At 63.8% G+C, this 21,467-nt stretch carries 18 protein-coding genes; 10 read left to right on the top strand and 8 right to left on the bottom strand.

Going from position 1 to position 21,467, the window contains the following annotated elements:
- Positions 1-81: 81 nt before the first annotated feature.
- From secD to E4K09_RS16055, 4 genes are read left to right on the top strand one after another with little or no spacing between them, the layout of a single operon-like run.
- The gene (gene secD, locus E4K09_RS16070) at positions 82-1,689 is read left to right on the top strand and encodes a protein translocase subunit SecD (protein WP_134498718.1); all 1,608 of its coding nucleotides are present in this window, start codon (positions 82-84) and stop codon (positions 1,687-1,689) included.
- A 12-nt stretch (positions 1,690-1,701) separates the two neighbouring features.
- Positions 1,702-2,640 (top strand): protein translocase subunit SecF, encoded by a 939-nt coding sequence (gene secF, locus E4K09_RS16065; protein WP_134498716.1) that lies wholly within the window; start codon positions 1,702-1,704, stop codon positions 2,638-2,640.
- Between the two features lie 4 nt (positions 2,641-2,644).
- Positions 2,645-3,031, top strand: coding sequence for an Mth938-like domain-containing protein (locus tag E4K09_RS16060; RefSeq protein WP_134498714.1), 387 nt, complete (start codon positions 2,645-2,647; stop codon positions 3,029-3,031).
- 1 nt (position 3,032) lies between these two features.
- Positions 3,033-3,875, top strand: coding sequence for a phytoene/squalene synthase family protein (locus tag E4K09_RS16055; RefSeq protein WP_134498712.1), 843 nt, complete (start codon positions 3,033-3,035; stop codon positions 3,873-3,875).
- A gap of 139 nt (positions 3,876-4,014) precedes the next feature.
- Here E4K09_RS16055 and trmFO read toward each other — a convergent pair whose 3' ends face one another.
- Positions 4,015-5,433, bottom strand: coding sequence for a methylenetetrahydrofolate--tRNA-(uracil(54)-C(5))-methyltransferase (FADH(2)-oxidizing) TrmFO (gene trmFO, locus E4K09_RS16050; protein WP_134498710.1), 1,419 nt, complete (start codon positions 5,431-5,433; stop codon positions 4,015-4,017).
- Positions 5,434-5,641: 208 nt separating this feature from the next.
- On the opposite strand from trmFO, the gene E4K09_RS16045 reads away from it, so the two are divergent.
- A complete protein-coding gene (locus E4K09_RS16045; protein WP_134498708.1) occupies positions 5,642-6,400 on the top strand; it encodes an SDR family oxidoreductase in 759 nt (252 codons plus the stop codon).
- Positions 6,401-6,776: 376 nt separating this feature from the next.
- On the opposite strand, the gene E4K09_RS16040 is transcribed toward E4K09_RS16045, so the two are convergent.
- The 3 genes from E4K09_RS16040 to E4K09_RS16030 form a co-directional block, all read right to left on the bottom strand.
- Complete coding sequence (locus E4K09_RS16040; protein ID WP_134498706.1) at positions 6,777-6,932, bottom strand: DUF1127 domain-containing protein; 156 nt, start codon at positions 6,930-6,932, stop codon at positions 6,777-6,779.
- 149 nt (positions 6,933-7,081) lie between these two features.
- Positions 7,082-8,200, bottom strand: coding sequence for a mechanosensitive ion channel family protein (locus E4K09_RS16035; protein ID WP_134498704.1), 1,119 nt, complete (start codon positions 8,198-8,200; stop codon positions 7,082-7,084).
- 90 nt (positions 8,201-8,290) lie between these two features.
- Positions 8,291-9,175, bottom strand: coding sequence for a calcium-binding protein (locus tag E4K09_RS16030; RefSeq protein ID WP_134498702.1), 885 nt, complete (start codon positions 9,173-9,175; stop codon positions 8,291-8,293).
- A 247-nt stretch (positions 9,176-9,422) separates the two neighbouring features.
- On the opposite strand from E4K09_RS16030, the gene E4K09_RS16025 reads away from it, so the two are divergent.
- Positions 9,423-10,220 (top strand): hypothetical protein, encoded by a 798-nt coding sequence (locus tag E4K09_RS16025; RefSeq protein ID WP_134498700.1) that lies wholly within the window; start codon positions 9,423-9,425, stop codon positions 10,218-10,220.
- A gap of 132 nt (positions 10,221-10,352) precedes the next feature.
- Here E4K09_RS16025 and E4K09_RS16020 read toward each other — a convergent pair whose 3' ends face one another.
- Complete coding sequence (locus tag E4K09_RS16020; protein WP_134498698.1) at positions 10,353-10,637, bottom strand: porin; 285 nt, start codon at positions 10,635-10,637, stop codon at positions 10,353-10,355.
- A 54-nt stretch (positions 10,638-10,691) separates the two neighbouring features.
- Positions 10,692-11,243, bottom strand: coding sequence for a DUF2231 domain-containing protein (locus tag E4K09_RS16015; protein ID WP_134498696.1), 552 nt, complete (start codon positions 11,241-11,243; stop codon positions 10,692-10,694).
- 211 nt (positions 11,244-11,454) lie between these two features.
- Between E4K09_RS16015 and E4K09_RS16010 the strand changes: the two genes are divergently transcribed.
- The gene (locus E4K09_RS16010) at positions 11,455-12,597 is read left to right on the top strand and encodes a GGDEF domain-containing protein (RefSeq protein ID WP_134498694.1); all 1,143 of its coding nucleotides are present in this window, start codon (positions 11,455-11,457) and stop codon (positions 12,595-12,597) included.
- A 29-nt stretch (positions 12,598-12,626) separates the two neighbouring features.
- On the opposite strand, the gene E4K09_RS16005 is transcribed toward E4K09_RS16010, so the two are convergent.
- Positions 12,627-13,436 carry a class I SAM-dependent methyltransferase gene (locus tag E4K09_RS16005; RefSeq protein WP_134498692.1) on the bottom strand — a complete coding sequence of 270 codons (810 nt, stop codon included), beginning with the start codon at positions 13,434-13,436 and terminating at the stop codon, positions 12,627-12,629.
- Between the two features lie 230 nt (positions 13,437-13,666).
- Here E4K09_RS16005 and E4K09_RS16000 point away from each other — a divergent pair, with 230 nt between their 5' ends.
- Positions 13,667-14,476 carry a bestrophin-like domain gene (locus E4K09_RS16000; RefSeq protein ID WP_166802354.1) on the top strand — a complete coding sequence of 270 codons (810 nt, stop codon included), beginning with the start codon at positions 13,667-13,669 and terminating at the stop codon, positions 14,474-14,476.
- A gap of 42 nt (positions 14,477-14,518) precedes the next feature.
- On the opposite strand, the gene uvrA is transcribed toward E4K09_RS16000, so the two are convergent.
- Positions 14,519-17,488 (bottom strand): excinuclease ABC subunit UvrA, encoded by a 2,970-nt coding sequence (gene uvrA / locus E4K09_RS15995; RefSeq protein ID WP_134498867.1) that lies wholly within the window; start codon positions 17,486-17,488, stop codon positions 14,519-14,521.
- 299 nt (positions 17,489-17,787) lie between these two features.
- Here uvrA and E4K09_RS15990 point away from each other — a divergent pair, with 299 nt between their 5' ends.
- Both E4K09_RS15990 and E4K09_RS15985 read left to right on the top strand, forming a co-directional pair.
- Positions 17,788-20,931, top strand: coding sequence for a hypothetical protein (locus E4K09_RS15990; protein ID WP_134498688.1), 3,144 nt, complete (start codon positions 17,788-17,790; stop codon positions 20,929-20,931).
- Between the two features lie 442 nt (positions 20,932-21,373).
- Positions 21,374-21,467 (top strand): single-stranded DNA-binding protein (locus E4K09_RS15985; RefSeq protein ID WP_166802353.1); only part of this gene is annotated, 94 nt, incomplete at its 3' end.

The following is a 21,467-nucleotide window of genomic DNA, read 5'->3' as shown; positions in this document are numbered from 1 at the left end:
GGGTCCGATGCTGAGAGCCCTTGAGGGCCGGTTCGCTGCACGACATGTGCAGCAATAGGGTTTTGAAAGGTTGAGCTGACGATGCTGCGCTTCTCGAAGTCGAAGATCATCGCCACCCTGGCGGTCATCATCATCGGTCTCCTGCTGGGGATTCCGAGCCTGATGTCGCCTGAGCAGCGCAAGGCGTATCTGGACGGGGTTCCGAGCTGGGTTCCGTCCTGGATCGTGCCCTCGCGCGCCATCGTGCTCGGCCTCGACCTTCAGGGCGGGTCCCACGTGCTTCTCCAGGTGGACGAGGCGGATCTCGTGCGCGGTCAGATCACGCTCCTGCGCGACGACGTGCGCCGGATCCTGCGCGACACCCGCGTGGCGTCCCAGAACGGTATTCAGACTATCCAGCGCGGCGTGCAGATCCGCGTGCCCAATGCCGCCGACCGCGAGCGCCTGATCCCGCGTCTGCGGGAGCTCTCTCAGCCGATCAGCAACGCGGTTCTCGGCCAGACCGGCAACGCCAGCGTGGCGCTGAACGAATCGCCCGACGGCGCCATCATGCTGACCCTCACGGATGAGGGCATCAACGACCGCGTGCGTCGCGCCGTCGACCAATCCATCGAGGTGATCCGCCGCCGCGTCGATGCCACCGGCACGACCGAGCCGAGCATCCAGCGTCAGGGCGCGGACCGCGTGCTCGTCCAGGTTCCGGGCCTCCAGGATCCGCAGCAGCTCAAGGCGCTCCTGGGCGAAACCGGCAACCTGGAATTCCGTCTGCTCGCCCAGGCCGGTGCGACCGACGTGGACATGCTGCCCATGCGGGATGCCGGCGGCCAGCGGGTCCCGGTCGAGCGCCGGGTCATCGCCGAGGGCGGCGACCTGACCGACGCGCAGGCGGCCTTCGATGCGCAGACCAACCAGCCCATCGTGAACTTCCGCTTCAACATCCGCGGCGCGCAACGCTTCGGCCAGGCGACGACGGAGAACCTGGGGCGCCAGCTCGCCATCGTTCTCGACAACGAGGTCATCTCCGCCCCGACAATCCAGTCGCCTATCACCGGCGGGTCCGGGCAGATCTCGGGCAGCTTCACGGTCGAGCAGGTGAACAACCTTGCGGTGCTTCTGCGCTCCGGCGCTCTGCCCGCCAAGCTCACAATCGTGGAAGAACGCACCGTCGGCCCGGGCCTCGGGCGCGATTCCATCGAAGCGGGCAAGATGGCGACCTATGTCGCGGCCATCTTCGTCATCGCCTTCATGTTCGCCACCTACGGCGTGTTCGGCCTCATCGCCAATATCGCGCTGATCGTCCATGTGGGCCTGATCTTCGGCCTCATGTCGGTGCTCGAAGCGACCCTCACCCTGCCGGGCATTGCGGGCATCGTGCTGACCATCGGCACGGCGGTGGACTCCAACGTGCTGATCTACGAGCGCATCCGCGAGGAGGTGCATGCGGGCCGTTCCATCGTGTCCGGCATCCAGGCCGGGTTCGACCGGGCCTTCGCGACGATCGTCGACTCCAACAGCACCATGGCGATCGCCGCCGTGATTCTGTTCTTCCTCGGCTCCGGCCCTGTGCGCGGCTTCGCGGTCGTGTTCATTCTCGGCATCCTCACGACGGTGATCACCGCCGTTACCCTGACGCGCATGATGATTGCGCTCTGGTATCAGTGGATGCGCCCCAAAGCCCTTCCGTTTTAAGGAGTGCGTATCGTGCGCCTCGTCCGCCTCTGGCCCGAAAACTCCCATTTCGACTTCATGCGCTTCAGGCGCTTCTCGTTCCCGCTGTCGGCGCTGATCTCGGTGGCGACTGCGCTCATGCTCTTCACGCTCGGCCTCAATTTCGGCATCGACTTCAAGGGCGGCACGCTCATGGAGATCCAGGCCAAGTCCGGCCCGGCCAATGTCGCCCAGATCCGCCAGACCGCCGAGAGCTTCGGCTTCGGCGACGTGGAGGTTCAGGAATTCGGCAGCGCCGGCGAGGTCTCGCTGCGGTTCCCCATCCAGCCCGGCGGCGAGGCCGCTCAGGCGGGCGTGGTGCAGAAGGCCCGCGACACGTTCAGCAACGAGTATGAGTTCCGCCGCGTCGAGACGGTGGGCCCGCGCGTATCCGGCGAGCTGGTTCAGTCCGGCACCATCGGCGTGGTGCTCTCCGTGATCGCGGTCCTGTTCTATCTGTGGTTCCGCTTCGAACGCGAGCTAGCGGTGGCGTCCATCATAGGCACGCTGCACGACATCGTGCTCACCATCGGGTTCTTCGTGATCACGCGGCACGAGTTCAACATGACCTCGATCGCCGCGATCCTCACCATCGTGGGCTATTCTCTCAACGAGACCGTGGTGGTGTTCGACCGCACCCGCGAGCTCATGCGCCGCTACAAGACCATGCCGGCGGAAGAGCTGCTGAACCTGTCGATCAACCACACCATGTCTCGCACGATCATGACTGCGACGACCACGGCGCTCTCGCTCCTTGCGCTGGTGCTCTTCGGCGGGCAGGCGATCCAGGGCTTCGCCCAGGTCATGCTCTACGGCGTGGTGATCTGCACCTATTCGGCGATCTGCATCTCCTCGCCGATGCTGATCTATATCGGCCTGCGCGGCTCCGAGGCCGTGAAGGTGCCGGAGGGCAGGGCCGCGGCAGCGGAGTGATGCGATGAGCAGTGGCCGCCTGTACGACGGTTTCGTTCCGGGGCGTTACCAGATCGACGCTTACGGCAACGGCGGCTTTCGCTTCGCGGAAATGTCCCATCGCGGCTCGATCCTCGCGCTGCCCTCGGGCATCAAGGCCTGGCCGGTCGGCTCCATGCGGGAGCTGACCGACGAGGCGCTCGACCCCATCCTGGCCGAGGCGGAGGAGATCGAACTTCTCCTCTTCGGCACGGGCCAGGAGATCGCGGCGCTTCCCGGGGCCTTCCGCGCGCGCCTCCGCGAGGCCGGAATCGGCCTCGACGTGATGCAGACGGGCGCGGCCGCGCGCACCTACAACATCCTGCTGGCCGAGAACCGCAAAGTCGCCGCGGCCCTCATCGCGGTCGGCTGACATGGCGGATCCGCGAGCGAACTTCGCCCATTGCGAAGCCTTGGTGCGGGAGGCCGATCCCGACCGCTACTGGGCGAGCCTCCTCGCGCCGGAGGAGAAGCGGCCCTATCTGCACGCGCTCCATGCCTTCAATTTCGAGATTGCCCGCGTGCGGGAGGCCGTGCGCGAGCCGATGCTCGGCGAAATCCGCCTGCAATGGTGGCGGGATGCGCTGCAGGGCGAGGCGAGGGGCGATGTGCGGGCCAATCCCGTCGCGGCCGCGCTCGACGACACCATCGTCAAGTTCCGGCTGCCCCGGCAGTCGCTCGTGGATCTGATCGAGGCCCGCATGTTCGATCTCTACGACGATCCCATGCCGAGCCTGAACGACCTCGAAGGCTATGCCGGCGAGACGTCGTCGAGCCTGATCCAATTGTCCAGCATCATCCTGGCGGACGGCAAGGATCCCGGAACCGCGGATGCCGCGGGGCATGCCGGCGTGGCCTACGCCGTCACGGGCCTGCTGCGCGCCTTCCCGATCCATGCCCGGCAGGGGCAGCTCTACGTGCCGGTCGACATCCTGGCGCGTCACGGGGTCGTGCGGGACGACATCGTCACCGGACGCGGCGGCCCCGGCCTCGCAGGAGCGCTCGCCGACATGCGCGCCATCGCCCGCCGCCATCTCGACCAGGCGAGACAATTGCGTGCCACGATCCCGTCCGCGGCCGAGACCGCCTTTCGTCCGCTCGCGCTGGTCGAGCCGTACCTCAAGGGCATGGAGAGGCGGGACTACGATCCTCTCCACACACCCGTCGATCTCCCGCAATGGCGGCGGATCTGGGCGCTCTGGCGCGGGCCGTTCTAGGAAGACCGCTCCGTCCGTGCCACCCCGTCCTTGACGTCATCACCGGCCCTGTGCCGGTGATCCACGCCTTGCCGGCGTTTCGAAAGGACGTGGACGGCAGGATCAAGTCCGGTCATGACGATGTGACAGGCGACGCAGTTTACTCCGCCGCCGCCGGCAGGGTCGTGTCTGCGAGCCACGCCGCGAGGTCGGCGCGGGCCCGGTCCGTGAGCATCTTCTTCTTCGCGATGGTCTTGGCCGAGCCGCGCAGGCGCTTGCCGTCCTCCGCCTTCGGCGCCCGGTCGAGCGGCGGGAAGAGGCCGAAATTCACGTTCATGGGCTGGAAGGAACGCGGACCCTCGTCGATGGTCTCGATGTGGCCGCCCGTGATGTGGTTGATCAAGGCGCCGAGGGCCGTGGTATGCGGCAGGGGCTGGATGGGATGGCCCAGCCGCTCGGCGGCCGCGAAGCGGCCTGTCATGAGGCCCACCGCCGCGCTCTCCACATAGCCCTCGCAGCCGGTGATCTGGCCGGCGAAGCGCAGGCGCGGCATCGCCTTCAGGCGAAGCGTCGGATCGAGGAGCTTGGGCGAGTTGAGATAGGTGTTGCGGTGAATGCCGCCAAGGCGCGCGAACTCGGCGTTCTCCAGTCCCGGGATCATCCGGAAGATGCCGGTCTGCGCGCCGTATTTCAGCTTGGTCTGGAAGCCCACCATGTTGAACAGGGTGCCGAGCGCATTGTCCTGGCGCAGCTGCACCACGGCGTAGGGCTTCCGGTCGGGGCTGCGCGGATCGGTGAGGCCGACGGGCTTCATGGGGCCGTGACGCAGGGTTTCCCGGCCACGCTCGGCCATCACCTCGATGGGCAGGCAGCCGTCGAAATAGGGGGTGTTGGCCTCCCACTCCTTGAACTCGGTCTTGTCTCCCGCCAGCAGCGCATCCACGAAGGCGTCGTACTGCTCCTTCGTCATCGGGCAGTTGATGTAGTCCTTGCCCGTGCCGCCCGGACCGACCTTGTCGTAGCGCGACTGGAACCAGGCGATGTCCATATTGATGGATTCGCGATAGACGATCGGCGCGATGGCGTCGAAGAAGGCGAGCGAGGTCTCGCCCGTGAGGCTGAGGATGGCCTCGGCCAGGGCCGGCGAGGTGAGGGGGCCCGTTGCGACGATGACGGACGACCATTCCTCGGGCGGAAGACCGGCGATCTCGCCGCGCTCGATGGTGACGAGCGGATGCGCCTCGAGCGCCGCCGTCACCGCATCGGAGAAGCCGTCCCGGTCCACCGCCAGCGCGCCGCCCGCGGGCACCTGATGGGCATCCCCCTTCGCCATGATGAGCGAGCCCAGCGTGCGCATTTCCTGATGCAGGAGACCGACGGCGTTCGTCTCGGCATCGTCCGAGCGGAAGGAGTTGGAGCAGACGAGCTCGGCCAGTCCTTGCGTCTTGTGCGCGTCGGTGCCGCGCACGGGCCGCATCTCGTGAAGAACGACGGGAACGCCGGCTTGCGCAATCTGCCAGGTGGCTTCGGAGCCTGCGAGGCCGCCGCCGATGACGTGAATGGGTTCGATCTTGCTCATGGTCATTCTCCTAGCGCATCGCGCGAAAAAGTGGCCCGGTTTCTTGCGCCAAGCGGTTTCTTGCGCCAAGCGATGCGCCGCCTAAAGACTTGAGCATTGGATGTCTCCCAAAAGTGCAATCCACTCTTGGACCCGATGCCTGCGGTCTTGTTGACTCCCACGGGATCCCTGGTCAAGCTGAGCCGGTGCTGTCGAAGAGGTTGATACGATGCATTCCACGCGGCCGGTGGTCCTTATAACGGGCGGAAGCCGGGGCATAGGGGCCTCGGTGGCGCAGTTGGCGGCGTCTCGCGGCTTTGACGTGGCGATCACCTATCGGTCCGAGCACGAAGCCGCCGAGTCGGTTCTGGCCGCCTGCCGGGCGTCCGGAGCCAGGGCAACCGCCTGCCCGGGCAACGTGGCGGTCGAGGCGGACGTGCTGCGGATGTTCGCCGAGGCCGAGGCGGCGCTCGGACCTCTCTCGCACGTGGTGAACAATGCTGGCGTCACCGGCAAGTCGGGCCGCCTGGAAGACACCTCCGCGGAGGTTCTGCGCACCTGCGTGGACATCAATGTCACCGGCGCGCTCTTCGTCGCGCGGGAGGCGGCGCGGCGTCTTTCCGTGAAGAGGGGCGGCAAGGGCGGCTCAATCGTCAACATCTCGTCGGTCGCGGCCAAGCTCGGGAGCGCGGGCGAGTATGTCTGGTACGCGGCCACGAAGGGCGCGATCGATGCGCTGACGGTGGGTCTCTCGCGGGAGCTGGCGCCCGACGGCATCCGCGTGAATGCCGTTTCGCCGGGCATGACCCGCACGGACATCCACGAGCGCAGCACCCAGGACCTGGGACGGCTGGAACGCCTGAAGCCCTTCATTCCCATGCAGCGGATCGGAGAGCCGGAGGAGATCGCCGAGGCCGTGCTGTTCCTGATGTCGGACGCAGCGTCCTACATCACCGGCGCCAACCTGCCGGTCACGGGCGGGCGCTAGTCCCCGCCGAAACTGGCCTCCATCGCGCGGTCGCCGTCTTGTCCCGGTGATCCCCGTGCTCTTCATCTCTCGTCATGCCCGGTCTTGTGCCGGGCATCCACGTCTTTGACTCGGCGCGGTTCTCAAGACGGGGATGGCCGGGACCGATCCCCGGATCAAGTCCGGGGACGGCCATGACGGAGAGCTGGCGGTAGAATCATCCCAGGTCATCACCGGCACAGAGCCGGTGATCCCGATAAGGAGAGGCGCGGCCTCGTCCGACTACGGCTAAGGCCAAGCCCGGCCGTGAGACGGCCGAAGCCGGAAGAAGGCGGCAGCCCAAAAAGAAAACGCCCGCTCGAGGCGGGCGAAACCTTTTGCTGCGGTGCAGCTATCTTTACGCGGCAGCGTGCTGGCGAGCGATGCTGTCGATCTGGAAGCGCGAGATGCCGAGATCGTCGAGCTCGCGGTCCGAAAGCAGGGAGAGCTCGCGGACGGTTTCGCGATAACGCAGGTAAGTGCGGACTTTAGCGAGGATATAAGACACGAACATTGGGAACTCCTATCGATGTGCCGGCCCCTGTACCGGCTGGCCTTTGTTCTTGCGTGTGCAATGCAGCATATAGGCCTGTGCGCCGCGAAAGAGGAGCGGTAATAATGTAGGTCAGTTATGCTTTAGTAGCATACCGCCTTAAGGCCCGATTAATGGGCCCGGACCTGCGCCATCGGCTCCCGTCCCGGGCTGACGAACTCGGTCCGGGTGCGGGGCAGCGCCTGCGGATAGGCTTCCAGCAGCCACGCGATGAGCTTCTCGCGGACCTCGTTGCGCAGGTCGGACGAGGCTCCCGAGGAGCCCGCGCTCATGAGGCCCCTGATTTCGATGGTCGTCTCCTTGGCGTCCGTGACATGCAGCACGCCCACCTGCCCGTCCCAGAGCTTCGATTCCTTCAGGATCTGCAGGAACTTGGCGCGCACCTCGTCGATCGGCGTCGCATAATCCACATACCAGAAGACCGAGCCCAGAATGGAGCTGGATTGCCGGGTCCAATTCTGGAACGGCTTTTCCATGAAATAGGAGAGCGGAACGACCATGCGTCGCCAATCCCACAGGCGGATGACCACATAGGTCGTCTGGATCTCCTCCACAGTCCCGAACTCGCCTTCGAGCAGCACCTCGTCGCCGAGCCGAATCGGCTGGGCCACGGCGAGCTGCACACCCGCGATCAGGTTCGAGAGCACCGGCCGGGCGGCCAAGCCGACGGCCAAGCCGGCGACGCCCGCCGACGCGAAAAGGCTGACGCCGTATTGCCGTACGGACGGAATCGTCATGAGCATCGCGGAAAAGGTCAGGAAGCCCAGACCGAACACGACCGTTCGCCGCAGCAGGCGCACCTGCGTGAGGAGCTTTCGGCTCAGGACGCTGTCCTCGGAGCCTTTCAGCGCCCGGCGCAGATAGATCTCCGAGACGGTGTTCACGAAGGTGATCGCGCTCCAGCCCAGGAAGATGATGAACCCGAAGAGCAGGCCCCGCTCGATCAGGTCGTAGCTCGGCCCGCGCCGTGGCAGCGCCTGCAGCACGAGGCCGAGGCCCAGCACCAGGAGGCCGAGCTTGGTCGGCGGACCGATCCTGTGCAGCAGCTTGCGTCCGAATTCCGCCAGTCTTCCCCGCAACGCCAAACGCAAGGCGTTGAAGATGAGGGAGTGGAGGAAAAGAAGCAGAAGGGTTGCGACGGCGAGAAAAGCGATGTTGACCAACCAGCTCGGCCACAAGCTCTGCCATCGCTCGAGAGCGGTGGTAAGGGTCAGCGTGATGTCCTGCATGGGGACGCAACGCCAAGCCGGGGCAGGCGTTCCCAAAAGAAAAAGCCCCGGCTTGGGCCGGGGCCGAGATCTTGCGGGAGCCGCTGACCGCTAGAGCACGTAGAAATCGGCCTTCGTGACGGCGAGTCCAGCCTTGATCTGAGCAAACTTGACGGCTGCCGCGCTGCCCGTTCCGTCGGGATCGTAGAGCAGGGCGCCCGTGGTCTTGTTGTAGATGATCCGGTCGCTCGAATCGTGGGCGCGGGAACCGGTCCAGAAGGCAGCGCTCGAGAGCCAGCCGTCCGGTCCGAGCCGCGTGAAGATCCGGTTGTCGAGCATGACGGTGTCGTAGGTTGGACTGAAGTCCGAGATCGTGTCGACATTGGAGCGCGAGGCCGTCGCATCGAAGACGAAATAGTCGTTCCCGGCGCCGCCAACCAGCGTATCGACGTCGAGGCCGCCGCTGAGATAGTCGCTGCCGTACCCGCCGCTGAGATAATCCTGGCCCGTGCCGCCGTAGAGATCGTCGTCGCCGTTGAGCCCGTAGAGATCGTCGTGCCCGGCGTCGCCGAAGACGATGTCCGCTCCGCCGTAGGACTTGACGAGGTCGTTGCCGTTGCCGCCGCGGATCACGTCCGCGTAGTCGTTGCCGTAGAACGTGTCATGGCCACGGTTGAGCGCGACATACCACTCATAGGCATACAGGTCGTCGATCGTTGTCGTGAGGTTGAGGCCCTTGATCGACAGGACGGCTTGGCCGTTGTTTTCGTAAAGCAGGTCGTCGATGACGATCGTGTATCCGTAGTCCTGGTACCAGACGCTGTACGCATCGATTAGGGAACTGCCGTACACGTCGAAGTCCGCGACGGATCCATCGTCGTACGTATTGACCGTTTCGATGTACGGGCTGACCCGCACGAAGGACCAGCCGGACGGGCTCGTCCCCGACATGTTGAAGCCGACACCTGCGGCATTGAAGGCTTGAAAGACAGCCATGGCGGCGCATCCCCATTGAGAAACTTAGTATCGCTACTCTACAGGAGCGATTCTGAATGTAAGCTGCACCGTTCGCTAAAAGGGTTGGCGGCGTTAATGCTCCGTAAACGGCGCGACCGCGCGGCAAGATGAACAGGTATTCATAAAGTGGTTTGGAGTATTGGTGCCAATCAATACTTAAGGGATGCGGAACACGAATTTGGGATGCGCGTTCTCACTTCACAATTTGGTAAGTGGAGATGAACCCATGAAGAAAATCGCTCTCGGTGCTGCCCTTCTGCTGTTGAGCGGCACCGCCTATGCGCAGACCACGACGAACTCGAACACCTCGTCTTCGTCCACCTCCGACACTCGGATGATTCCTGGCCAACAGCAATCGGGAGACCGGGAGCAGGCGGCGGGCGAGACCCGGCGCAGCGACAGCACGACCTCGCGATCCAACGTGACGACCCGCGAGCAGGGCAGCACTCGCGTGGGCGTGGGCGTCGAGACCCGCGAGCGCACGGGCGTTTCGGTTCGCTCCCGCACCGTGCGTGAGGTCGAAGAGCCGAGCGTCTCGGTCACCCGTCGCCGCAGCGTGACCACCATCGAAGAGCCGGATACCGAGGTTCGCCGTACGGTGATCAAGAAGAAGCCGTCCAAAAAGGTGGCGGTGAAGAAGACGAAGAAGAAAGTTGCCGTGAAGAAGCGGCGCTACCAGGTGGTCGACGAGCCGGTGGAGGTTCGTCGTCGCACGGTGCGCCGCTACGAGGAAGTGAACGAGCCGAGCGTCTCCGTGAACCGCCGCACGACCGTTCGCACCCGTCAGGAAGCGCCGAGCGTCGGAGTCTCCGTCGAGCAGCGCCGCAGCTCGACCCGCACATCGACGGACGTGAACACGTCGAACGCGCCATCCTCGACCGGGTCGGTCTCGACCCGCAGCTCGTCCGGGGCCAACACGTCGTCCGAGAGGAGCAATACCGGGACGTCCTCCCAAAGGTTGCCCCTCCAGCAGCAGGGTGGCTCATCTTCGCAGGGGCAGGGCGGCAGCTCGACCGCGCAGTAAGCCTGAACTTTACATGACGATGACGAAGGGGCCGGTTTCCGGCCCCTTTTGCGTGAGAAACGGAAACCCCTTGCCGGATCCGGAATCAGCGGCAGGCGCCCATGCTGTCGCGAGCCTGCCTGCGCGGCCGCCTCAGGGCCGGATGCCTTCCACCCGGATGAAGGCGCGAAGGGGGCCGTACTCGGTCTGTTTCCTGACGTCCATCTGAACGCGCCCGCTCGCCTGGCTCGTCACCGTGTCCGCTTTGCGGTTGCCGGAGGAGCGCAGGATGGTCTCGGCCCGCACACGGCCGCCGACGCGCACGCAGGTGTCGGAGGCCTGCAGCATCGCGAAGCCGGGAGGGCAGGGGGAGGCCGCCTGGGCAGGGGCGCCCAGGGCAAGCAGAAGGGCCGGAAGAATAAGTGTGACGTGCTTCATGGGCCTTCAGTCTAGCTGCTGAATGCCCACGAGCAAAGATGGACAGGGCGGGCCCTAGAACGTGCCCGTGCCGCTTCGATGATCGACGGTCTCGGCGGCGCGGGTCCGATCCACCTCCACATGGAACTGTTCGACTTGCGGGCTGTCGTCCTGGATGGCCCCGATCCGGTAGCGATAGGCCATTTCGCCGCCGAGCCAGCCGCTGAAGAGCAGAAGCAGGGTCTGGATGACGGACAGCCACAGGCCCCAACCCTGGACGCCCGCCGCCGGGTCGTCCAGACGGACCCCCACATTCACGAGGGCCAGCCCCACCACCAGCAGATTCGCGACCATATGCGTCCAGGAAATCCAAAGATTGCGAACGCGGTCGATGGTCACGAAATCGATCATGCCGGGAACGGCGGCCACGAGCGCCGTGACGATACCGGCGATCAGCAGCCAATAGGAGGCTTCGGCCCAGAACGGATTTCCGGTCGTCACGAAAGCGATGTCGGTGCCCAGCGCCCCGATCAGGAAGGCCACCGGGAAGACGATCAGCATATGATGAAGCGGGTGCCCGGCGATCGCTGCCGTGCTTTCCACCCCGTGACGGTGATAGCGGCCCATGGGAACTCTCCTTCGGAAGCAACCTGAAGAAGAATGCTGCGGCCAAGGCTTCGTTCCTGCGCCGCGGACCATGCGGCGATGTCGCACGACGTATGGGGCTGGACATCCGAGGGTTAATCGAAGATAGCGATAGCAATCATTTCCCTAGGGTAAGGGGCGTGCAGGGGCTCCTTCACTACTGCAGGCCAGCCGAATCCTTGCCGCCGATTCGATGACCCTAGATCCAACCACGCTCAACGTCGCCTTCGTCCTCCTCTCGCTGGTTCTCGGCGTGTTGCTGGTGTTCGCCTGGACGCTCAATCGGAAGGTGCGCGCACTCCTGCCCTGGGGAGCGGCTTTTTGTCTCATCGCGAGCGGTTTCGCAGTCGCGAACCTCGGACGATCCAGCGGTTCCTATCCGGCCCTGCTGATAGGAAACGTGCTAGGACTGATGTCTTATGTGACGCTTTATGCCGGCTGCCGGATCTTCAACGGCCGCAGGGGGTTCCCTCCAGCGATCGTGACGGGGGTGGGACTATGGATCGCGGCTTTCCCGTTCATCTACGAAAGGCAGGATCATCGGCTGATCCTGGTTGCGCTGACGACAGGCGCCTATTCCCTGCTCAGCGCCCGTGAACTCCAGCGGCATGCCAGACAGCCTCTCGCGTCCCAGCGGATCGCCGTTGTTCTCCTGAACCTGCTGGCCATTTTCAACATCATGCGAACTTGGCCCGGAATTGCCCTGACCTCGATTCCCTGGATCGATGCCCTGGCCTATCGCTGGTCGTCCGAGATGGCCCTCTTCCTGGTGGTCTTCGCGCCGACGCTCGCATTCATTTTCCTGTCCATGGCCAAGGAAAGCGTGGAGCTTGGCTATAAGCAGGCCGCGTTCGTCGATCCTCTGACCGGGATCCCCAATCGGCGCGCCTTCATGCAGAATGCGGAGGCGCTGATCGCATCCAAGGCAGGCAAGCCTGTCAGCTGTCTCGTCCTCGATCTCGACAATTTCAAACGCATCAACGACCGCTACGGCCACGAGGTCGGCGATACCGTCCTCAAGCTCTTCGGCCAGGTGCTTGGCAGGCATCTGCCGCAGCAATCCTTTGGCAGGCTGGGAGGCGAGGAGTTCGCAGCCGTCCTGCCGATGAACATGGAATGCGCCGCGGCTCTCGGCGAGGCTGTCAGGGATGATTTTTCCAGAGCCGGCAACGCCATGCTCGGCTCCGAGACGCAGGTTACCGTCAGCGTCGGCTGCTCGGCCTCCACCAATGCCAGCATCGAGCTGCTGCTCCGGGAGGCGGACCTCGCGCTCTACCGAGCCAAGGACCACGGGCGGAACGTCGTCGTCTCGGCCATGACGCTCGCCGATGCCTGAGCGGGGGTCGACCGGCTCACCGGACAGGGTCACCGCCGGGCCGTGACCACGAGCGCCCTCATGCGGTTCTCGATGCTTCCCTCACCGAACCGCGCCGCGAGGGCCTGAGCGGTCCTTTCCGTCACGTCTTCGAGGCGGCCGGGCGCCCGGACCTCGATCTCGCCGCGCAGCGGTGTCCCCTGGGTGAGACCCGTGGCTGCATCGCGAGCCGATGGAGCGTGGCTCACCTTGTCGACGGGCTCCACGGCGATAGTCTCGAACCCGGCCAATTGGAGTTCGCCGCGGAGGCGGTCCTCGTCGAAATGGCCGAACGGGGTGCGCTCGAAAAAGCGCGGCGGGTCGTCGGGAAACATCGCGATCACCTCGTCGGAGACGATCTTGCTCACCAAGTTCGCGTCCAGCCTGTCCCACACATTGAACAGGAAGCGCCCGCCGGGCTTCAACACGCGCAATGCTTCCCGGTACGCCGCCGGTTTGTCAGGAAAGAACATGACCCCAAACTGGCATACCACCGCATCGAAGGAGGCATCCTCGAAGGACAGGCTCTGCGCGTCGGTCTGCTGCCACGTCACGTTTGCGGCCTGGAGCTTGGTCTGTGCCAAGTCGAGCATCGCCTGGTTGAGGTCGGTGGCGACGATCTGGACCTGCGCCGGCAGGAGAGCCGCGATCGCGCGGGTCGCAATGCCCGTTCCCGCTGCTGTTTCCAGAATCCTGCCGGAGGTGATGTCCTTCAGCCGCACCGCAAGGTCTTCGGCAAAAGGCTGAAAGAGCAGGGGGCCGAGATGCCGCTCATAGAGGGCAGGAATCGAGCCGGCAAAGGCTGTATCGGTGGCGCTCATGGCCTCCTCCACCGCAAAAAAGCGCGTCATCATCCTGCCGATGCCATGACGAGGCAAGAGGCTCAAAAAGGGTAGAAAAAGGTTCGGGCGCACCGGCTCTGCTCCTGGACGGCGATGCCTGATTCGCGGTCGCCTACGCCCGAAGATTCGTGGCAGCCCGGCTCGTGACGTGCTCTCCTTGCGGGCACCGGCGCCGGATGAAACGGGGAGGCGGCGGCCAGGAGGGGGATATGGCGGATCTCTTGGCGGGTCTCTTGCAGCTTCCGGTTTGGCTCGGCGCCGCCCTGGCGATGGTGGTGGCGATCGCAGTCTCCGCGGTGCCTTTCGTGATCGTCCGCAGGCGGTTGAGCGACGACCTTCCGGAGAAGGCGCGCGACGTCGCGGAAACGGTGGCGGTTCGCATCGGCGCCATCCACGGCTTGATCCTGGCGCTCGTCTTCGCGGAGGCTCAATCGACGCACACGGACCTGCAGCAGGAGGTTTCGAAGGAGGTTTCCGCGATCGAGCATATCGCCCTGCAGCTGGATCAATGGGGCGGACCGGAAGCGGATAGGCTCCGTGGCCAGCTAGCCGCCTATGTCAGGGCCGTTCTGCAGGAAGAGTGGCAGGAGGTGACCGGGCGCAACCAGGGCAGCCGGAACGTGGGACAGGCCTATTACGCCCTCGACAAAGGAATCCTCGACCTGAAGGGCGACACGCCGCAGCAGCAATCGCTCCGTGGTCGCCTGATCATGAACATGGATGGGCTTCAGGATCACCGGAAGGAGCGATTGGCGCTGTTCCACCAGGGGGTGCCCGCATTGTTCTGGTGGATGGCCATCGCGGGCTTCCTGATCATCGTCGCATTTTTCCTGGTGTTCCCCGCATCGGTCCTGCACACGGCCATTTTCTCCGTTTACGGAGCCTATACGGGGCTCGCTCTTTATTCGATCCTGGCCCTGAGCCATCCCTATGCGGGTCCCACGACCATCGACACGACGCCGTACCAGGCGGTGCTCGACGATATCGAAAAGGCGCCGAGGGTGACCTCGACGCCGTAGGGGATTGCATGATCCGGCTGTGTTCCTGAAGGCCCGAGGCGGCTATTCCGCCGCTTCCTGCCGTGTGACCTTCTTGACCTTTTTCGGAGCTTCCTTGCCGGAGGCATCCTTCTTCAAGGGTCTGCGCTCAAGCACTTCCTTCAGGAAACGGCCCGTATGGCTGGCCTTGGACTTGGCGATGTCCTCCGGCGTGCCCTCGGCCACGACCTGACCGCCGCCGCTGCCGCCTTCGGGTCCCATGTCGATCACCCAGTCGGCGGTCTTGATGACTTCGAGGTTGTGCTCGATCACCACCACCGTGTTGCCCTGATCCACCAGTTCGTGCAGCACCTCCAGGAGTTTCGCCACATCGTGGAAGTGCAGGCCCGTGGTTGGCTCATCGAGGATGTAGAGCGTGCGGCCGGTGGCGCGCTTGGACAGCTCCTTCGAGAGCTTCACGCGCTGCGCCTCGCCGCCCGACAGCGTGGTGGCCTGCTGGCCCACATGCACGTAGTCGAGACCGACGCGGGCGAGCGTCTGCATCTTCTCCCGGATCGACGGCACCGCCTTGAACAGCTCGCGGGCTTCCTCCACCGTCATGTCGAGCACGTCGGCGATGGACTTGTCGCGGTACTTCACCTCCAGCGTCTCGCGGTCGTAGCGTTTGCCCTTGCACACGTCGCAGGTGACGTAGACGTCGGGCAGGAAGTGCATCTCGATCTTGATGACGCCGTCGCCGGTGCAGGCCTCGCAGCGCCCGCCCTTCACGTTGAACGAGAAGCGGCCCGCCTGGTAGCCGCGCGCCTTCGCCTCCGGAAGTCCGGCGAACCATTCGCGGATCGGCGTGAAGGCGCCGACATAGGTCGCCGGGTTCGAGCGCGGCGTGCGTCCGATGGGCGATTGGTCGATGTCGATGACCTTGTCGAGATGCTCCAGGCCTTCGATGCGTTCGTGCGGAGCGGGATGCTCCAGCGCGCCGTTGAGCTTGCGCGCCACCGCCTTGTAGAGCGTGTCGATGACGAGCGTGGACTTGCCGCCGCCGGACACGCCGGTGATGCAGGTGAACGTACCGAGGGGAATGTCCGCGGTCACGTTCTTGAGGTTGTTGCCCTTCGCGCCGACCACTTTGAGCATGCGCTTGGGATCGCGCTTGCGGCGCTGCGCCGGCACCTTCACGGACATCTCGCCCGTCAGGTACTTGCCGGTGAGCGACTTCGGGTTCTTCATGATCTCGTCGGGCGTGCCCTCGGCGACGATCTGGCCGCCATGGATGCCCGCCCCGGGGCCGATGTCGAACACGTAATCGGCCTGGAGGATCGCGTCCTCATCGTGCTCGACAACAATCACCGTATTGCCGAGATCGCGCAGGCGCTTCAGCGTCACGAGCAGACGGTCGTTGTCGCGCTGGTGCAGGCCGATGGAGGGCTCGTCGAGCACGTAGAGGACGCCGGTCAGGCCAGAGCCGATCTGCGATGCGAGGCGGATGCGCTGGCTCTCGCCGCCGGACAAGGTGCCGGAGGAGCGGGCGAGCGTGAGATATTCCAGGCCCACATCGACCAGGAAGGTCAGGCGGTCGCGGATCTCTTTCAGGATCCGGCCTGCGATCTCGTTCTGCTTCTTGTTGAGCTTCTTCGAGAGGCCGCCGAACCACTCGTGCGCGTCCTTCACGGAGAGCGCCGTGGCGTCGCCGATGTCGAAGCCCGCGATCTTCACCGCGAGGGCTTCGGGCTTCAGGCGCTTGCCGCCGCATTCCTCACAGGGTGTCTCGCTCATGAAGCGGCCGATCTCCTCGCGGGCCCAGTCGCTCTCGGTCTCCTTGTAGCGGCGCTCCAGGTTCGGGATCACGCCCTCGAAGGGCTTCCTCACCTCGTAGGCGCGCAGACCGTCGTCGTAGGCCATGCGGATGTTCTCGCCGTCCGAGCCGTAGAGGATCGCGTCGCGCACCTTCTCCGACAACTCGGTCCAAGGCTTCGTCATGGAGGCCTTGTAGTGCTTGGTGATCGCCTCCAGGGTCTGGCCGTAATAGGGCGAGGTGGACTTCGCCCAGGGCATGATCGCGCCGCGCTTCAGGGACAGGGTCTCGTCCACCACCAGAGCCGGATCGATGCGCATCTCGTGGCCGATGCCGCCGCAGGTGGGGCAGGCGCCGAAGGGGTTGTTGAACGAGAACAGGCGCGGCTCGATCTCGGGGATCGTGAAGCCCGAGACCGGGCAGGCGAACTTGGACGAGAAGACGATCCGCTTCGGCTGTCCCTTCTCGTCCTTCTCGTCCGCATATTCGACGACGGCGATGCCATCGGTGAGCTCCAGCGCCGTCTCGAAGGAATCCGCCAGGCGCGCCGCGATGTCCGAGCGCACCACGATGCGGTCCACCACCACGTCGATGTCGTGCTTGAACTTCTTGTCGAGGGCAGGGGCCTCGTCGATGGCGTAGTACTCGCCGTCGATCTTCAGGCGCTGGAAGCCCTTCTTCTGGAACTCGGCGATCTCCTTGCGGTACTCCCCCTTGCGGCCGCGCACCACCGGCGCCAGCAGGTAGAGCCTCGTCTTTTCCGGCAGGTCGAGAACCCGATCCACCATCTGGCTGACGGTCTGGCTCTCGATGGGCAGGCCCGTGGCCGGGGAGTAGGGAATGCCCACGCGCGCCCAGAGCAGGCGCATATAGTCGTAGATCTCGGTCACCGTGCCGACGGTCGAGCGCGGGTTCTTGGAGGTGGTTTTCTGCTCGATGGAGATCGCAGGCGAGAGGCCGTCGATCTGGTCCACGTCGGGCTTCTGCATCATCTCCAGGAACTGGCGGGCATAAGCCGAGAGGGATTCCACATAGCGCCGCTGCCCCTCCGCGTAGATCGTATCGAAGGCGAGCGACGACTTGCCCGAGCCGGACAGGCCGGTGAACACCACGAGCTTGTCTCTTGGGACCATCAAGTCGACGTTCTTGAGGTTGTGCTCCCGGGCGCCGCGCACCGAGATCACGCGCGCATTCGGGTCGCCCGCCTTGGCGCGGTTGAACAGCTCGTCGAGTTTAGCCATGGCGTAAGCGGCCTTCAAAGGGGAAGCGGCCATGAGCGGCCAGCTCCGGGATATGTGACGTCTCTCCCGCCGATGCAATGCGGCGGATGATTCCAGGTCACAAACCCTAGAACAAAGAGGGTACGGAGGGCAATACCACATCGCTCCTGTGCCACGCGGCCTTCGTTGACAGCAGGCGGATAAAAGGCAAACTTTCTTATAGATGATATGTTACAGCATTAAACTATAACAGGTGAGCAACCTGCAGGTCACCAGGCCCAACACTATCGCGCGCCAGCGGGAAATGAAGGAGTTCCAATATGCCTTTCTCAGTTATCAAGACGAGCTCGGAAGAGGCGATCGACAACACTCCGCACCGCGAAGCAGGGGCGAGTGTCGCACCTCTTGGCGGCGGTGGGTGGGTCGTCACCTGGGCAGCGGAGGATTCGCAGGGCGACGGCTACGGGATTTATCAGCAGCTTTACGGAGCCGACGGTGCGCCCATTGGCGCGCCGGTCCTTGTTGCCGATAATGATTTCCGCACCAGCACGTCCGTCACTGTTTTGAGCGATGGCGGCTGGGCGGTAAGCTGGAGTGCAATGGGTGATATTTACCAACAACGCTTCGATCAGAGTGGCGCCCGTATCGGGGTGCCGACGCGGGTCAACACCCAGCAGGCAGGCGTTCAAGATGAACCCGTCATCACGTCCCTTCAGAATGGTGGGTGGACAGTAACGTGGTCTAGCTCCGATGGCTCATCCCCACTCTCGATCCGTCAGCAGCTTTATGATTCCCGCGGTAGTCCAGTGGGCACCGAAACGCAGGTCAACCTAGTTGATAATAACAGTCATCTGAACCCTTCCGTTGCGGCGCTCTCAGATGGCGGTTGGGTTGTCACATGGTACTCCCAGTGGAACATCTACCAACAACGTTATGATCTTGGAGGAAATGCTATCGGTCCTGTCACATTGGTTGACCCGCACAGGGATACGAGCGGCGCACACGACGTGATTGCTCTTGAGGGGGGAGGCTGGGTTGTCTCCTGGTCGGCGACTGACAGCCAAAGCAGCGGCATTTATCAGCTTCGCTATGACCAGAACGGCGTCCCCAGCCTCGGAGGCCCGGTGCTGGTGAACACGGTCATCGCTGGTGGCCAGTCTAGACCCGCTATGACGGCAATGCCGGACGGCGGGTGGATTGTTTCGTGGTTATCGGAGGATGGCTACCTCTACCAGAAACGCTTCAATCAGGAGGGCGTGTCGGTTAGGGGCGAAATGAAAATTAACGTCTTGTCCTCCGGTCCAAATCAATTCCAGTCCGTGGTGGCGCTTTCTGAGGATGAATGGATTGTGGTCTGGACGGTACGAGATGCCGCCGACAATCAACTCCGCTACCGTCACTTTTCCGAAACCACGGGCGCGATCCTGCGTCCTGGGGCCGAGCATGCTTTGGGTACCGATGAAGCTGAGACCTTGTCTGTCTCGGCTGGCGGTCTTGACGTAGGCGACATTCTTGTGGGCGGCGGCGGCACCGACACCCTTCTCATGACCGCGTCCGGAACTCTCGATCTCACGGCTCCGACGATCATGACCGGCTTCGAAATCGTGCGCGGCTCGGCAGGGGACGACATCATCGTCGCCGACGCTACGCATGTCTGGAACTTGGCCCTGGATGGCGGGGACGGCACGAATACCCTGCCCTTGAGAGGGAGCACCTTCAATCTGTCGATCGCTAATTTAAGCAATTTCGCCTCCATTGCCTTAACGGCAACGGGTGGAGCAGACGTGACGGTGGCCGACATCGGCACCGCCCTGCGCCTGCGTGGCGCCGCAAGCAACGACGACAGCGTTACGCTGACCGGCGATGAGACCTTCAGCGTGGAGCAGAGACGTGCCCTGTTCCGAAACGGCATCGAGACGGTGACAGACGGTTCCGGCACTTACATCGCTCCAGCGCCGACTGACATCAGCATCAGCGTGGGCGGCACGGTTGCGGAAAACGCGCAGATCGGCGCCTCGGTCGCCACTCTTGCCACCCAGGATCCCGATGGAGGGACGCATATCTACACCATCGTTGCCAACCAGAACGGCGATGCGTTGCCGAACGGGCATCCCTTCTTCGCCATCGGCACGGGCGTGCACGCAGGCAAGATCGTGCTGAGGGCCAGCCTCGACGATGCGCAGGTCGGCACGCACGATCTCTGGATTAGATCGCAGGACCAGGACGGCTTTTCTGTCGTCAGGAGGGTCACGGTCACCGTCAACAACGTCAATGAGGCGCCGACGGATGTCGCCATCGCGGCAGGAGGACGTGTGCGCCAGGATGCGGAGGTCGGCGCGACCGTAGCAACCCTGTCGACCGCAGATCCCGACGCTGAGAACACGCACTCCTACACCATCGTCGCCGATGCAGGCGGGACGGAAATTCCTGGCGGCCATGCTCTGTTCCAGATCCAGGAGGGAACCAACAGAATCGTCCTTAGAACCGCTCTCGCGGAGGTCAATCGGGGCGCGCATGACGTTTGGATCCGGTCCGAGGATCAAGGCGGTTTGGTTACCATCAAGAAGGTCACCGTGACGGTCACAGAGCCCGCCATGGCGCCCTCCGACATTCAGCTGTCGAACGCGGCGGTGAGGGAGTCGTCGACCAACAATACGTTGGTGGGCGTGCTGAGTGCGACCGACGGCAATCAGGCCGACACCATGACTTATACTTTCACCAACGCCTTGGCCGGCTCGAACGGTCTCGTCAGCGCCGACGGCCGCTTCAAGATCGTGCCGGTGGAGGTCACCGCCGGCGGCGAGATCCGCTATGAGGTCCAGGTGGCCAATGGTTTTCGGCTGGACTTCGAACAGGCACGGGCACACACCATCAAAGTCACTGTCACAGACGAAAATGGCCTAAGCTTTACCAGGGATCTGACGATCAATGTGACCGACTTGGCAACCGAGAGTACCGCCGGCAGCGCTGCCAACGACGTGTTCAAGGCGGGCGCCGGACGGGATGTTCTGCGAGGCAACGCCGGTAACGACAAGCTCTACGGCGGGGCAGGCAATGACAAGCTCTACGGCGATGCCGGCAACGACACGCTCTATGGCAGCTCAGGGATTGACACCCTGTATGGCGGCAGCGGCAGCGATATCTTCGTGATGAACACCAAGCCCAGCAAGACGAGCAATCTCGACACTGTCGGAGATTTCAGCGTCAGATACGACTCGTTCTGGTTCGATAACGCGATCTTCAAAAAGCTCGGCTCAGGTTCGGCGACTTCGCCGAGGAGGGTGAACAAGGAGTTCTTCATCACTGGTACCGCGGCCAAGGAAAGGGACGATTACCTGATCTACAACAAGAAGACCGGCGTGCTGTACTACGACGCGGACGGCTCGGGCTCGGGCAGGGCGGTCGAGGTCGTCAAGCTCGCGAAGTACCTCGGGCTCACCTACAGCGACTTCCTAATCGTTTAAGGCGATCCGCGTGGAGCCAAGGCAGGGCAGACGAAGCCATGCCTTGGGTCGCGCAAAAGGGTCAAAGGCCAGCTCGTCCCGGGTGCCTGGACAATGGTTGCAAGGCGCCTCTCCTGCGGCTCGTTCTTCCACGTTGGGCTTTTACATCATTTCGAGGAACTGGCGGATAGCTGGCGTTCGCCAATATCGGCGTCAGAAAGGCCATCGCCGTCAACAGCCCCATCGTCATCTGATGGTTCTGAACGCTAAAAGCCTCCCCATGGCTTAGGACCCTAGGGGTAAGCTGCTCCTGCGGCTTCTGGGAAGCTTTCCTTCGTAACCGGCAATTTCCCCTGGAAAAGGTCCGATCCGGTTTCCGTTCCAGGGAAAGAAGGACGACGATTTACTTGTCCTACGGGTCTTCCTGTTCCACAACAGCTTCCAGTGAACAGGAGGATGTCCGATGGCGGGCAGTGTGAACAAGGTGATCTTGGTGGGCAATCTGGGGCGTGACCCGGAGGTGCGGCGCCTGAACAACGGGGAGCCGGTGGTGAACC

This window comes from Microvirga pakistanensis, from assembly GCF_004458765.1.
GTDB lineage: Bacteria > Pseudomonadota > Alphaproteobacteria > Rhizobiales > Beijerinckiaceae > Microvirga > Microvirga pakistanensis.
The sequence above is the reverse complement of the archived record's forward strand: the minus strand, read 5'-3'. Positions and strand labels throughout refer to the sequence as shown.